The sequence below is a fragment of the Curtobacterium sp. NPDC086286 genome (genome assembly GCF_044746255.1).
In the GTDB taxonomy this organism is placed as follows: domain Bacteria; phylum Actinomycetota; class Actinomycetes; order Actinomycetales; family Microbacteriaceae; genus Curtobacterium.
This window is the reverse complement of sequence record NZ_JBIVBW010000001.1, coordinates 76752-90222: the sequence shown is the minus strand read 5'-3', so window position 1 is coordinate 90222 and position 13471 is coordinate 76752. Positions and strand designations below refer to the sequence as shown.

The window sequence follows — 13471 nt, the reverse complement described above, 5'->3', positions numbered from 1 at the left end:
GGGGGGGCCCCCCCCGACCGGGGGGGGGGGGGCGCGGGGCGGGCGGCCCCCGGCCGCCCCCCGCCCCCCCCCCCCCGGGCGGGCGGGGGGGGGGGGGCCCCGGGGCCCCCCCGCCTCCAGTCCGTTGCGTCGGTGGGCTCTACCGCCGTGCCTGCTTCGCGGGGACCGTGAAGATGTTGCCGGTGGTGACGCCCTCCTCGACCTCTTCGAGGGTGCGGCCGCGGCTCTCCGGGACGAACTTCCAGATGAAGAGCAGGGCGAGCACGCCGACGATCGCGAATCCGAAGAAGGTCCCGGTGATGCCGGTCGCGGCGACGATGGTCGGGAAGTACAGCCCGAGGAACGCGTTCGCGATCCAGAGGCAGAACACCGCGATGCCCATGCCGAGCGCACGGATCTGCGTCGGGAAGATCTCGGACAGGATCACCCACGTGGCGATGTTGAGGAACGTCTGCATCGAACCCACGAACGCGACGACGAGGAACAGGATGACCCACGGGCGGGCCGGGTTGCCCTCGACGAGCGTCATCGACGCGATGCCGATGAGGAAGTGGCAGACCGTCGTCAGCGAGTAGCCCAGGATGAGCGTCGTGCGCCGATTGATCTTCTCCATGTTGTAGATCGCGATCACGCCACCGATGACGGCGATGATCCCGGGGGCGATGTTCGCGATGAGTGCCGCCGACTGCTGGAAGCCGGACTCGATGAGCACGGTCTGGCCGTAGTACATGATCGAGTTGATGCCGGTGAGCTGCTGGGCGACACCGATGCCGGCGCCGATGAGCACGATGCGGATCAGCCACTTGTTGCCGAGCAGGGTGCGCCAGCCGCTCTGCTGCTGGACCTTCGACTCGAACTCGTTCGAGCGCTTGATGTCCTCGAGCTCGGCCTCGGCACGTTCCTTCGAGCGGATCTGGCCGAGCACCTCGAGCGCCTCGTCGTTGCGGCCCTTCGACGCGAGCCAGCGCGGCGACTCAGGGACGCGCAGCATGCCGACGAACAGTGCGATGGCGGGGAGCGCGCAGACGGCGAGCATGACGCGCCAGACGCCGTTGCCCTCACCCCAGAGGTTGCCGATGATCGCGTTCACGACGAAGGCGGCGAGCTGCCCGATGACGATCATGAGCTCGTTGCGGCCGGAGAGCGATCCGCGGATCTCGTACGGGGCGAGTTCGGCGAGGAACACCGGGACGACCGTCGACGCACCGCCGACCGCCAGGCCGAGCAGGACACGACCGACCACCATCACGCCGAACACCGGCGCGAAGACGCAGATCAGGGTGCCGACGAAGAACGTGACCGCGAGCAGGATGATCGTCTTGCGGCGACCCCAGCCGTCCGCGATCCGACCGCCGAGCATGGCGCCGATCGCGGCACCGAAGAGGAGCGAGCTCGTGACGACGCCCTCGGTGAGGTTCGTCAGGCCGAGCTCCTGCTTCATCGGCAGGAGCGCGCCGTTGATCACGCCGGTGTCGTAGCCGAAGAGCAGACCGCCGAAGGTGGCGACGAGCGCGAGGACGCCGAGGCGGCGGACGTGCGGACCCTGTCCGACGGGCGGGAGCGGGACGCTCGGGGCTGTCGGTTTGATGTCGACCATGCGGGTGACTCCTTCGTCAGTGATCAGGCTGCATCGCTTGGAAGGATCGTAACCCGAATCCATGTCCTGTCAATCGGTCATGAAGACAACATGACGATTGGATCGCTCCACGAAAGTCCTGGTCAGCGATCATTCGTCGTCGTCGGCCGGCTCGTCGAGCACGTCCCCCAACGACGCCATGTCCGCACCGTGGTCCGTGTAGCGCCGGACCGTCCGACGCGCCGCGGCGCTCGCGGCACCCGAGAGTCGTGGGTTCTTCCGTGCGGCGTCGGCGACGCGTCCGGCGTGCCCCGCGGTCGACAGCAGGATGTTCGCCAGGGCCCGCGCGTCACCCGGTTCCGGCACGCCCGTGACCGTCCACGCCGTGCGGACCTGTTCGTCGGGCGTGACCCCGCGCCGCGTGCCCATCCGGTGCCAGTCCGAGAGCGAGCCCTCGGTCCGGGAGGCGGCACGGTCGGCCTCTCCCGCCCGCCGACGGTCGGCGTCACGCGCGGCGTCGTCCGCGGCTTCGCTCCGCTCGATCCGGTCGACGAGCCCGTCCGCCCGCTTCCGGACGAGTTCGGCCCGCTCGCGGGCGGCGGCGTCGTCACCGCCGGCTTCGGCGATGCGGGCGGCGTGCGCGGCAGCCGCCGCGGCGAGGATCTCCGAACGCTCCATGCTCCGACGGTAACCCGTGCGGCCGACAGCGCCGCACACGAACCGCGCGCACGGGTTCCGGATAGCCTCCAGCCAGCAGCGGCCCCTCGTGCGCTCCCGCACGGTCAGCCGACGACCACGAACGGAAGTGGACGACCATGGCAGGACTCGACGACCTCCTCGGGGCGATCCCGATCGGCGACATCGCGAAGAAGCTCGGCATCGACGAGGCGACCGCGAGGAACGCCGTCAGCCAGGCGGTCCCGGCGCTCGTCGGTGGGCTGCAGAAGAACGTGGAGAACGGTGGCGCGGCCTCGCTCGACAAGGCCCTCGACAAGCACGCCGCGAAGCCGGACCCCCGCACGATCGACGACGTCGACGAGGAGGACGGCAACAAGATCGTCGCCAACGTCTTCGGCGGCAAGCAGCAGGACGTGGCCGCGGCGCTCGGCAGCACCGGCGGCGGCGTGGACCTCGGCGGGATCATCGGCAAGGTGCTCCCGCTCATCGCGCCGATCGTGCTGAGCAAGCTCGGGAACCAGAAGGCGACGACGCAGTCGGGCGGTGGCGGGTTCGACATCGGCGGGCTGCTCGAGGGCTTCCTCGGCGGCGGCTCCGGTGCGGCCGGCGGGGCGGCCGGCGGGGCGGGCGGCGGCAAGGGCGGCGGCCTCGACGTCGGCGGCATCCTCGGCAGCCTGGGCGGCCTGCTCGGCGGCGGCAAGAAGTAGCGCGGCCGGCCGGCCGGACTTTCGTGCCCACCGACACTTCACGGTCCCGGCGGCGCGTGGACTGTCGGTGAGCGCGAAACGGCCGCCGGCCGCAGGGCGACCAGCAGACGGACGGGAGGCGCGGTGCCAGCCGGCACCGCGCCTCCAGTCAGTCAGGTGCGTGCGCTACTCGCCGCGCAGCTCCAGGTACTTGGCGATGAGCGCCTTCGTCGAGGAGTCCTGCGCGTCCAGCGCAGCCTGGTCGCCGTCGACCGCCGGGGCGATCTGCAGCGCCAGCTGCTTGCCGAGCTCGACGCCCCACTGGTCGAACGAGTCGATGCCCCAGATGGTGCCCTCGGTGAACACGATGTGCTCGTACAGCGCGATGAGCTGGCCGAGGACGCTCGGGGTGAGCTCCGGCGCGAGGATCGACGTCGACGGCTTGTTGCCGGTGAACGTGCGGGCGGAGACGATGGCCTCGTCCGTGGTGCCCTCGGCGCGGACCTCGTCCGCGGTCTTGCCGAACGCGAGCGCCTTCGTCTGGGCGAAGAAGTTCGCGAGGAACAGCGCGTGGACGTCCTGCCCGGGCTGCACGGCCCCGCCGTCGCCGGTCTCGTCCTTCAGCGGACGAGCGGGCTTCGCGACCGTGATGAAGTCCGTCGGGATGAGTCGCGTGCCCTGGTGGATGAGCTGGTAGAACGCGTGCTGGCCGTTCGTGCCCGGCTCGCCCCAGAAGACCTCGCCGGTCTCGGTGGTGACGGGCGAGCCGTCCCAGCGGACGCGCTTGCCGTTCGACTCCATGGTGAGCTGCTGCAGGTACGCGGCGAAGCGGTGAAGGTACTGCGTGTACGGCAGGACCGCGTGGCTCTGCGCGCCGAGGAAGTTCGAGTACCAGACGTTGAGCAGGCCCATCAGGACGGGGACGTTCTGCTCGAGCGGCGTCGTGCGGACGTGCTCGTCGATGGCGTGGAAGCCCGCGAGGAACTGCTCCCAGTTCTCCGGGCCGATGGCGATGACGACGCTCGTGCCGATGGCGGAGTCGACCGAGTAGCGGCCGCCCACCCAGTCCCAGAAGCCGAAGGCGTTCTCCGGGTCGATGCCGAACGCGGCGACCTTGTCGAGCGCGGTCGAGACGGCCACGAAGTGCTTCGCGACGGCGTTCGACTTCTCGTCGTCGGAGGCGTCGGTGAGGCCGAGCCGCTCCCAGAGCCACTGCCGTGCGAGGCGGGCGTTCGTGAGGGTCTCGAGCGTGCCGAAGGTCTTCGAGGCGACGATGAAGAGCGTGGTCTCGGGGTCGAGGTCCGCGGTCTTCTCGTAGATGTCCGCGGGGTCGATGTTCGAGACGAAGCGCGCCTCGAGCCCGGGCTGCACGTACGGCTTCAGGGCCTCGTAGACCATGACCGGGCCGAGGTCCGAGCCACCGATGCCGATGTTCACGACGGTCTCGATGCGCTTGCCGGTGACACCGGTCCAGGACCCGTCGCGGACCTTCGTGGCGAAGGCGTAGACCTTGTCGAGCGTGGCGTGCACGTCGGCGTCGACGTCCTGGCCGTCCACGACGAGCGCCGGCGAGGCACCCTTCGGGCGGCGGAGGGCGGTGTGCAGGACGGCGCGGTCCTCGGTGGCGTTGATGTGTTCACCGGCGAGCATCGCCTGGAAGCGCTCGGCGACGCCGGTGTCCTTCGCGACCTGCAGCAGGTCCTTGAGGATCTCGTCGGTGACGAGGCCCTTCGACAGGTCCACGGTCAGGTCGGCGGCCTGGAACGTGTAGCGCTCGGCACGACCGGGGTCTGTGTCGAACCACCCTCGCAGGTCCGGGGTGAAGCCGTCGGCGATGCCGGCGAGCTTCTTCCAGCCGTCGGTCGATGTGGGGTCGACGGGAGCGGATTCGGTCACTTGGGTCCTCCTGGGATCACCTTCAAGACGTACAAGCCCGCGGGTCACCGCAGCGCTGCGTCGCGGACCGTCTTCGAGCGTAGCGCCGTCCGACGGGTGGCGCGCACCGCCGGACGGGAGGCACGGGGTGCGTTCGCTGCGCGCGTCACCCGGGCAGCGGGGCGAAGCGGCGCAGGCGCAGGCTGTTCGTCACGACGAACACCGACGAGAACGCCATCGCGGCACCGGCGAGCACCGGGTTGAGCAGCCCCGCCATCGCGAGCGGGATCGCCGCCACGTTGTACGCGAACGCCCAGAACAGGTTCCCCTTGATCGTGCGCAGGGTGGCCCGGGACAGCCGGATCGCCTCGGCCACGACCGTCAGGCGGCCGCTGACCACCGTGATGTCGCTCGCTGCGATCGCTGCGTCCGTGCCGGCCCCCATCGCGATGCCGAGGTCGGCAGCGGCGAGGGCTGCGGCGTCGTTCACGCCGTCGCCGACCATCGCGACGCTGCGCCCCTCGGCCTGCAGGCGACGGACGGTCTCGAGCTTCGAGGCCGGGGTGGCGCGGGCGTGCACCTCGTCGATGCCGACCGCGGCGGCGACGGCTCGGGCAGCGCCCTCGTTGTCGCCGGTGAGCAGCACCGGGCGCAGGCCGAGCTCCACGAAGCGCCGGACGGCGTCCGCTGCCTCGGGCTTGACCGTGTCCGCGACGACGACCACGCCGAGCGCGCGTCCGTCCGTCGCGACGACGACCGCCGTGCCGCCGTCCGCCTCGGCGTCCCGGACCGTCTGCGCCACGGCGTCGGGCACCGTGATCGCCCACGACGCCTCGAGCCACGCGACGGTCCCGACGAGCACGACCTCGCCGTCGACGACCGCCTGGACGCCGGCGCCGGGCGTCGCGGTGAACTGCGTCGCACCGGCGACGTCGAGTCCGCGGGCCCGTGCGGCCGTGATGATCGCGCGCGCGACCGGGTGCTCGGAGCCGTCCTCGACCGCGGCGGCGAGCCGGAGGACGGCCGCGTCGTCGGCGTCCGGCGTGCCGGTGACCGAGCGGAGGGCCATCGACCCCGTGGTGACGGTGCCGGTCTTGTCGAGGACGATCGTGTCGACGCCGCGGGTCTGTTCGAGGACCTGCGGACCGCCGATGAGGATCCCGAGCTGCGATCCCCGGCCGGTCCCGACGAGCAACGCGGTCGGGGTCGCGAGTCCGAGCGCGCAGGGGCAGGCAATGATGAGCGTGGCCACCGCCGCGGTGAAGGCCGCCGTCAGGGAGCCGCCGAGGACGAGCCACCCGACGAAGGCCAGCACCGCGAGCCCGATGACGATCGGGACGAAGACGCCGGACACCCGGTCGGCGAGGCGCTGGACCTCGGCCTTCCCGGTCTGCGCGTCCTCGATGAGACGGCCCATGCGGGCGAGTTCGGTGTCGGCTCCGACCCGGGTGATCGTGATGACGAGCCGCCCGCCGACGTTGATCGTGGCGCCGGTGACGTCGTCGCCCGGGCGGACCTCGACCGGCACGGACTCGCCGGTGAGCATGCTGAGGTCGACGGCCGATGAGCCCTCGCGCACGGTGCCGTCGCTCGGGATCCGCTCCCCCGGCCGCACGACGACCACGTCGCCGACGACGAGCGAGGCGGCGGGCACGCGGGACTCGGACCCGTCGCGGAGCACCGTCGCGTCCTTCGCCCCGAGTTCGAGCAGGGCGCGGAGCGCGGCCCCGGACTGCTGCTTCGCGCGGGCCTCCATGTACCGCCCGGCGAGGATGAACACGGTCACGGCGGACGCGACCTCGAGGTACAGGTCACTCGCCTCGGGGTCGGTGGCGAACCACGAGAAGGTCATGTGCATGCCGGGCATCCCGGCGTCACCGAGGAACAGCGCGTACAGCGACCACCCGAACGCCGCGAGGACGCCGACGCTCACGAGGGTGTCCATCGTCGCGGCACCGTGCCGGGCGTTCACCCACGCAGCGCGGTGGAAGGGCAGGGCACCCCAGACGGCCACGGGGGCGGCGAGTGCGAGGGCCAGCCACTGCCAGTTCGGGAACTGCAGCACGGGCACCATCGACAGGACGACGACGGGGACGGCGAGGACGGCCGAGACGACCAGGCGCTGCCGGAGCGCCGCGGACGCGTCGTCCTCGCGCGGAGCGGTGGGGTCGTCCGGTGCGGGCGGGGTGGGCACGGACGCCCCGTACCCCGCCGACTCCACGGCCGCGATGAGCGCGCCGGTGTCCGAGCTGCCGGAGACCGTGGCCTTCTCGGTCGCGTAGTTCACGGTCGCCGTGACGCCGGGGAGCTTGCCGAGCTTCCGTTCGATGCGGTTCGCGCACGAGGCGCACGTCATCCCCGTGATGTCGAGTTCGACCGCGCCGTCCGTCACGACCGCACGACCTCGTAGCCGGCCTCGGTGACCGCGGCGCGGAGCGCATCGGACGGCATCGGGGCGTCGGACGTCACCGTGACCTCGGAGGCACCGCCGGGGACGAGTCGCACCCGGACGTCGGACACGCCGTCGAGCTCGGTGAGCTCCTCGGTGACGCTCATCACGCAGTGGTCGCAGGTCATGCCCTCGACGAGCAGCAGTTCGGTGTTCATGGTGGTTCCCTTCAGGAGCGGACGAGTCGGGCGATGGCCTCGCTGGCTTCGCGGACCTTGGCGTCGGCGGCCTCGCCGCCCTCGGCGACGGCCTCGGCGACGCAGTGCTTGAGGTGGTCCTCGAGCAGCGACAGGGCGACACGCTCGAGCGCCCGGTTCGCTGCGGAGATCTGGGTGAGGACGTCGATGCAGTACGTCTCGTCCTCGACCATGCGGGCGATGCCGCGGACCTGGCCCTCGGCTCGGCGGAGTCGCTTGAGCAGGTCGTCCTTGTCGCCGATGTAGCCGACGTGTTCGTGCATGCTGGCCTCCGTCATGGTCAATACGGTACCCCCCTAGGGTATTCCCTGACGCCGAACGCGCAACCATGGCAGGATGCGCCCATGACCGAGGCGGCGACGAACGGCTTCCGCAGGCTGCGGTTCGCGGACGCCGACGGCTCGGACTACTCCGACATCTTCGAGGCCGAGTACCACGGCTCGGACTTCGCCTCCGACACGTTCGCGACCGAGGACGCCCGCTACGAGTACACGGTCGTGGGCGACGACGACCTGACGCTCCGCACGATGCGCGCCGAGGGCGGGAAGCGCGGTGGCGTCATCGGCCCGCGGGACGACCACGTCGTGTTCTGGCTCACCAGGGGCCAGCTCGAGATGCACTTCGCGGACCGCTCCCGCGTGGTGGAGCCCGGGAGCCCGTACATCGCCTCGGCGTCCGAGGCCTACCGCTTCGAGTCCACGGGCACGGTCTACAACGGCGTGCACATCGCCGACCGGTTCCTCCGCACGGTCGGGCGGGACCTCGGCTTCGCGCTCCCCGACGGCCCGCTCCTGTTCGAGCAGCAGGACGAGGCCGTCGCGCGCCAGGAGCCCCTCCGCCACCTCGTCCGCGAGATCGGCCCGATGCTCGTCGACGACCGCGTGCTCGGACCGATGCGGACGGCCCTCAACCGGCGGCTCGCCGTCGTCGTCCTCGACACCTTCCCGATCCGGAACCGCGGATCGGACGTCCCGGTGGCGAACCGTCTGCGGGACGCGGTGCGGTTCATCGAGGAGCACGCCGCCGAACGCCCCTCGGTCCCCGAGATCGCCGCCGCGTGCGGGCTCAGCCAGCGGGGGCTGCAGGACGTCTTCGCGCGGACGCTCGACTCGACCCCGCACCGGTTCCTCCGCGACCACCGGCTCGACCGCGTCCGACGCGAGCTCCTGCACTCGGACGGCGACGAGAGCGTCACTGAGATCGCCCGACGCTGGGGCTTCACGAACCACGGCCGCCTCGCCGGCGCGTACCGCGACCGGTACGGCGAGGACCCGGCCACGACGCTCCGCTCGTCGCGCGCCGCCAAGCCGGGCCGCGCCTCCTGGCGGCTCCGCCGGGCCGTCGAGTTCATCGAGTCGCACCCCGACGAACCGGTGACACTGCAGGCGATCGCGGACGCGGCGGGCGTGCGTCCGCGTCGGCTCCAGCAGCTCTTCCTGGAGGAACGGGGCGAGTCCCCGATGGCGGCCGTGCGGTCGATCCGTGGTGCTGCACGACGCAACCAGACGGACGGAATCAGCGCAGTCCGCTGAACGTCCCACCAGCCGGGGTACGGAAACACCGGCATCCGGCGGTGTCTCTGAAAAGTTCCTGAATCAGATCACCTCCGTGTGACGAACGTCTGGTGAGCCCCGTCTCATCCGTGAACAGCAACCGCTGGGAACGCCCGGCGGGTCAACGGAAGGAACGAACATGGCTGACACCACGACCACCACGACTGCTTCGGCTGCGACGGCTTCGGCGGTCGCTCGGAACACGGGCACCCACACCGGCGGCGTCACGGGCAAGACCGTCATCGACGACACCGTCGTGTCGAAGGTCGCCGGGATCGCTGCGCGTGAGGTGAACGGGGTGCACTCCCTCGGCAACGGTGCCGCGCGTGCGATCGGTGCGATCCGTGACGCGATCGGGCAGCGTGACTTCGGGCAGGGCGTCAAGGTCGAGGTCGGCGAGAAGCAGGTCGCCGCGGACATCGTGATCGTCGCGGAGTACCCCGTCGCCCTGCAGCAGGTCGCTGACGGTGTCCGCGCCGGTGTCGCTCGTGCCCTGGAGCAGATCGTGGGCATGGAGGTCGCCGAGGTGAACGTGACCGTGCAGGACGTGTTCATCCCGGGTGACGACGACGACAAGGACGACGAGAAGAAGGAAGCGCGAGTCGCATGAGCAACACACTGATCGGAGCCCTCATCGGGGCGATCCTCGCCGTCGTGGCGCTGCAGTTCGGGTTCTGGGGCTTCGTGCTCGTGGTCGTGTTCGGTGCCGTCGGGGCCCTCGTGGCCGCGCTGGTCACCGGCCGCATCGACCGGGGTGCCCTCGCCGACGTGCTGACCGGACGCCGGAGCTCCCGGTGAACGCCGGCCCGGACGTCCCGGGCCGCGTCGAGATCACCGCTCGCGCACTGACCTCGCTGGCGCGGGCCGTCGCAGCCGAACGGCTCGGCGCCCCCGCCAAGCGGGTGCGCGTCGGTCTCGGCGACACCTCCGGCGCGCTCGCGCTCGACATCACCGGCCCCATCGCCGCGGGCGACGACATCGTCACCCGCACCGCCCGGGTCGCGGACGAGGTCAAGGGCCGTGTCGGGGAACTCACCGGCCGCCGCGTGGGTAGTGCCCACATCGAACTCACCGGGATCGTGCGCGAGCACCAGTCCCGGATCGCTTAGGAGGCCATCATGAGCAACGGTTCCGTCGAACGACGCATCCGTCGCCGGAGCGTGCACCGCTCCCGCTCGACCGCCGTGGCGGTGTCGCTCGTGGTGCTCGCCCTGGTCGCTGCGTGGATCGGCACCGAAGCGGTCCTCGCCGCCATCGGCCGGCCCCCGCTGCTCGCCGACCCGCAGACCGTCGTCGACGCCGCGCTCCGCCCGGACGCCGCGTTCGTCACGATCGCGGAGGTCATCGCCGTGGTCCTTCTGGTCCTCGGTGTGGTCCTGATCGTCCTGGCCCTGAAGCCCGGCCGGCAGCACCGCTCCGTCATCGACCACGACCGCGGCGCTGTCGTCATCGACACCCGCATCCTCGCCTCCACCGCCGCGAACGCCGCCGGGATGGCCGCCGGTGTCCCGGAGGGCAACGCCTCCGCGACCGCCCGCGGACGCTCCACCACGGTCCGTGTGGTGCCCGTCAGCGGGATCCCCGTCGACGACGCGGTCATCCGCGACGCCGTCCGGGACCGCCTGTCCGGGTTGGACGAACGCTTCGGCCGACGCGTCAGCGTCACGGTCGAGGAGAAGGGAACCCTCGCATGACCAAGAGCAACCGGACCCTGAACCGGATCATCCTGTTCGTCCTCGGCCTCGTCGCGGTCATCGTCGGCATCACCATCGGCGCGGGCGTCCTGCCCGCCGTCCGCGACGCCGTCGAACCCTACGCGACGCTCCCGAACCGGCTGAGCGTGCCGGCGTCGTCGCTGTGGATCATCGTCGCGGTCTGCGCCGTGGTGATCGTGCTGGCGTTGGTGTGGGTGTTCACCCGCGGGGGCGGCGGCACGTCCGTCGCCGTCCGGGAACGCTCCGGCGACGACCAGGTCACCGTCAACGTCGCCCTCGTCCGCGACGTGGTCGACCACGAACTCGACGGTGTCCGCGACGTCATCAGCGCCCGCGTCGACACGTACCTCGTCCGCCGGCAACGCGCCGCACGCATCCGCGTCGCGGTCCGCCGCGGCGGCGACGCCGTCACCGTCCTCACCGCCGTCGACCGAGCCATCACCGTCCTGGACCGCACCCTCGGCCGGCAGATCCCCGTCCTCGTCCACCTCACCGGCGGCACCCGCTCCACCCTCGCCAAACCCACCCGCGTCCACTGACAGCCGTCAGGCGGACGTGACCCGGGCCTCCCGGCCCACCAGACCACCACCCACCGGGCACGCGCCCGACCGAAGAAAGGACCCGTCATGGGACTCGACGACAAGATCAAGAACGCTGCTCAGGACCTCGCCGGCAAGGCGAAGGAAGCGGTCGGCAAGGCCACGAACGACGACTCGAAGGTCGCCGAGGGCCAGAAGGACCAGGCCGCCGCGAGCGTCAAGCAGACCGGCGAGGACGTCAAGGACGTCTTCAAGAAGTAGGACGCACGAACCGTGTCGGGGCACTCGCCTGTCGAGTGCCCCGACGCGTTCCGGCGGACCGAACGAGGAGGAACCATGCAGCACGACCCGAATTCGCACACACAGGTCACCGAGGTGGCCCTGCCCGCGGAGCTCACGCAGCCGCTCCCAGACGACGCGAGCACCGTGGCGATCGTGGCCCGGACCGCAGCGGAGACCGCACTGGGCGTCCCCGGCGTGCACCACCTCGGCGGGATCGCCGCCCGCGCCGCCGACCAGTTCCGGCAGCAGCTCGGCCGCAGCGCCGGCACCGCTGGGGTGCAGGTCGACGACGAGGACGGCGCGCTGAGCGTGCGGGTCTCCGTCGTCGTCAGCTACCCGCACCCGGTGATCGCCGTTGCGGACGAGGTCCGCAAGCAGGTGACCGCGGCCACGCGCCAGGTCTCCGACGTCCCGACGTCCGTCGACGTCCGCGTGCTCGACGTGCACGGCCCGTTCGACGACGAGCAGTCGCCGCTCGGCCGCGCGGCAGAGGCCACTGGCGACGCGGTCAAGCAGGCCGCGACCGCCACCGCCGACGCCACCAAGCGAGCCACCGACGCCACCGGTGAGGCGCTCAAGGAGGCCGCGACGGTCACCGCGGACGCCACGAAGCGCGCCGCGTCCGCCACGGCCGACGTGACGAAGCGCACCGCCGAGGCGACGGCCGACGTCGCTCGCCAGGCCGCCGACGCCACCCGCGACGCCGCGGAGGCCACCGTCGAGCAGGCCGGCAAGGCAGCCGATGCCACGGCCGACGCCACCCGCCGTGCGGCCGACGTGACCGCCGACGCCACGAAGCGTGCCGTCGACAGCGCAGCCGAGACCACCGGCAACGTCCGGGACGCGGCAGCGGAGGCGCTCGTCCGGTCCTCCGAGTTGGCAGCGGACGCCGCCGACTCGGCGAAGGACGCCGCGGCCGGCGCACGTGACGCCGTCGTCGACACCGTGGCCGAACCTGCTGCCACCGAGTCCGCGGCGCCAGCGGATCGTGCAGCTGCGGCTGCCGAGGCAGCGGAGGACGCTGCCGACGCCGCGGAGGACGCAGCCGCAGCAGCGGCCGAGTCGGCCGACGCAGCCGCACAGGCGGCCGCTGACGATGCACCGGCCGGGTCGGACGCACCGGTCGTGTCGGACACCGACGCGCAGGCCGGTCGGCACCGCCAGGACCGCTCGTGACCACCGCGTGGTCGGGCAACCGCCGGACGAAGGTCCGGCGGCCCCGCCCCCGCGGCGTCTGGATCGCGAGCGGCATCGGCGTCGTCCTGGTCCTCGGGACGTTGCTCGGTGCGTTCCTCCCCCTCGTCGGGTTCCTCGGCGGGGTCACCGCCACCACCGCCGGACTCGTCCCGTTCCCGTTCGTCCGGGTGACGATCGTGGCGCTGCTCGGGGCCGTCGTGGTCCTCGGACTACTGCTCCTGGCGTTCACCCGACGGCACACCACCACGGCGACGATCGCCGTCGTGCTCGCCGTCCTGGTCAGCATCGCCGTGACCGCGGTCCCGGTCGTCCTGGTGGCCGTCGGTTCGGCCGACCGCGCCGGCGACGTGTGGCCCATCGTCACGGAGCTCTGGAACCGCTTCACCGGCTGAGGTCCTCGGCCGCCCGCACCACCATCGAAGGAGTCCCCATGCGCAACCGCATCATCCTCATCGGCGCCATCGTCTTCATCGGGTTCTGGTTCGGCGCGCGCGCCACCCGCCCCGTGAACAAGAAGTCGAAGACCCAGACCGCGCGCGAGCTGTGGAACGACCCGCGTTCGCGGAAGGCACGCAAGAAGCTCGGCAAGAAGATCGCCAAGGCGACCAAGCACTGACACCACTGGAGGCGCGGGGGGGGGGGGGGCGCCCCGGGGGCGGGGCGCCCCCCCCCCCCCCCCCCCCCCGGGCCCCCCCCCCCGGGGGGGGCGCCCCCCCCCCCCCGC

17 protein-coding genes are annotated in these 13471 nt (G+C 71.8%); 11 read left to right on the top strand and 6 right to left on the bottom strand.

What is annotated here, in order from left to right; all coding sequences use genetic code 11:
* Window positions 1-139: 139 nt before the first annotated feature.
* Together ACIPKM_RS00465 and ACIPKM_RS00460 are read right to left on the bottom strand one after the other, a co-directional pair.
* Window positions 140-1597 carry a sugar porter family MFS transporter gene (locus ACIPKM_RS00465; protein WP_070418050.1) on the bottom strand — a complete coding sequence of 486 codons (1458 nt, stop codon included), beginning with the start codon at window positions 1595-1597 and terminating at the stop codon, window positions 140-142.
* 129 nt (window positions 1598-1726) lie between these two features.
* Window positions 1727-2254, bottom strand: a complete 528-nt coding sequence (locus ACIPKM_RS00460; RefSeq protein ID WP_070418049.1) for a hypothetical protein — start codon at window positions 2252-2254, stop codon at window positions 1727-1729.
* Window positions 2255-2391: 137 nt separating this feature from the next.
* Here ACIPKM_RS00460 and ACIPKM_RS00455 point away from each other — a divergent pair, with 137 nt between their 5' ends.
* A complete protein-coding gene (locus tag ACIPKM_RS00455) occupies window positions 2392-2961 on the top strand; it encodes a DUF937 domain-containing protein (RefSeq protein WP_402735889.1) in 570 nt (189 codons plus the stop codon).
* 165 nt (window positions 2962-3126) lie between these two features.
* Here ACIPKM_RS00455 and pgi read toward each other — a convergent pair whose 3' ends face one another.
* From pgi to ACIPKM_RS00435, 4 genes are all read right to left on the bottom strand, one after another.
* On the bottom strand, window positions 3127-4836 hold the full coding sequence (gene pgi, locus ACIPKM_RS00450; RefSeq protein WP_261647555.1) for a glucose-6-phosphate isomerase: 1710 nt from the start codon (window positions 4834-4836) through the stop codon (window positions 3127-3129).
* A 145-nt stretch (window positions 4837-4981) separates the two neighbouring features.
* A complete protein-coding gene (locus ACIPKM_RS00445; protein ID WP_402735888.1) occupies window positions 4982-7207 on the bottom strand; it encodes a heavy metal translocating P-type ATPase in 2226 nt (741 codons plus the stop codon).
* A complete protein-coding gene (locus tag ACIPKM_RS00440) occupies window positions 7204-7422 on the bottom strand; it encodes a heavy-metal-associated domain-containing protein (protein ID WP_092385869.1) in 219 nt (72 codons plus the stop codon). Before ACIPKM_RS00440 ends, ACIPKM_RS00445 begins: the two co-directional genes overlap by 4 nt.
* Window positions 7423-7433: 11 nt before the next feature.
* Entirely contained in the window at window positions 7434-7739 is a 306-nt protein-coding gene (locus tag ACIPKM_RS00435) for a metal-sensitive transcriptional regulator (RefSeq protein WP_139199276.1), read from the bottom strand.
* A 66-nt stretch (window positions 7740-7805) separates the two neighbouring features.
* Here ACIPKM_RS00435 and ACIPKM_RS00430 point away from each other — a divergent pair, with 66 nt between their 5' ends.
* The 10 genes from ACIPKM_RS00430 (at window position 7806) to ACIPKM_RS00385 (ending at window position 13363) form a co-directional block, all read left to right on the top strand.
* The gene (locus ACIPKM_RS00430; RefSeq protein ID WP_402735887.1) at window positions 7806-8993 is read left to right on the top strand and encodes a helix-turn-helix domain-containing protein; all 1188 of its coding nucleotides are present in this window, start codon (window positions 7806-7808) and stop codon (window positions 8991-8993) included.
* A 160-nt stretch (window positions 8994-9153) separates the two neighbouring features.
* A complete protein-coding gene (locus ACIPKM_RS00425; protein ID WP_092385867.1) occupies window positions 9154-9624 on the top strand; it encodes an Asp23/Gls24 family envelope stress response protein in 471 nt (156 codons plus the stop codon).
* Window positions 9621-9812: a DUF2273 domain-containing protein gene (locus tag ACIPKM_RS00420; RefSeq protein ID WP_070418041.1), complete on the top strand. Its 192-nt coding sequence runs from the start codon at window positions 9621-9623 to the stop codon at window positions 9810-9812. The genes ACIPKM_RS00425 and ACIPKM_RS00420 overlap by 4 nt, the downstream gene beginning before the upstream one ends.
* The gene (locus tag ACIPKM_RS00415) at window positions 9809-10123 is read left to right on the top strand and encodes a hypothetical protein (protein WP_092385865.1); all 315 of its coding nucleotides are present in this window, start codon (window positions 9809-9811) and stop codon (window positions 10121-10123) included. Before ACIPKM_RS00420 ends, ACIPKM_RS00415 begins: the two co-directional genes overlap by 4 nt.
* Before the next feature lie 9 nt (window positions 10124-10132).
* Entirely contained in the window at window positions 10133-10708 is a 576-nt protein-coding gene (locus ACIPKM_RS00410; RefSeq protein WP_092385863.1) for a DUF6286 domain-containing protein, read from the top strand.
* Window positions 10705-11268, top strand: coding sequence for a hypothetical protein (locus tag ACIPKM_RS00405; protein WP_070418885.1), 564 nt, complete (start codon window positions 10705-10707; stop codon window positions 11266-11268). Before ACIPKM_RS00410 ends, ACIPKM_RS00405 begins: the two co-directional genes overlap by 4 nt.
* Before the next feature lie 87 nt (window positions 11269-11355).
* Complete coding sequence (locus ACIPKM_RS00400) at window positions 11356-11529, top strand: CsbD family protein (RefSeq protein ID WP_070418037.1); 174 nt, start codon at window positions 11356-11358, stop codon at window positions 11527-11529.
* A 75-nt stretch (window positions 11530-11604) separates the two neighbouring features.
* A complete protein-coding gene (locus tag ACIPKM_RS00395) occupies window positions 11605-12726 on the top strand; it encodes an Asp23/Gls24 family envelope stress response protein (protein WP_402735886.1) in 1122 nt (373 codons plus the stop codon).
* Window positions 12723-13139 carry an MFS transporter permease gene (locus ACIPKM_RS00390; RefSeq protein ID WP_070418035.1) on the top strand — a complete coding sequence of 139 codons (417 nt, stop codon included), beginning with the start codon at window positions 12723-12725 and terminating at the stop codon, window positions 13137-13139. Before ACIPKM_RS00395 ends, ACIPKM_RS00390 begins: the two co-directional genes overlap by 4 nt.
* 38 nt (window positions 13140-13177) lie before the next feature.
* The gene (locus ACIPKM_RS00385) at window positions 13178-13363 is read left to right on the top strand and encodes a hypothetical protein (protein ID WP_070418034.1); all 186 of its coding nucleotides are present in this window, start codon (window positions 13178-13180) and stop codon (window positions 13361-13363) included.
* Window positions 13364-13471 lie beyond the last annotated feature (108 nt).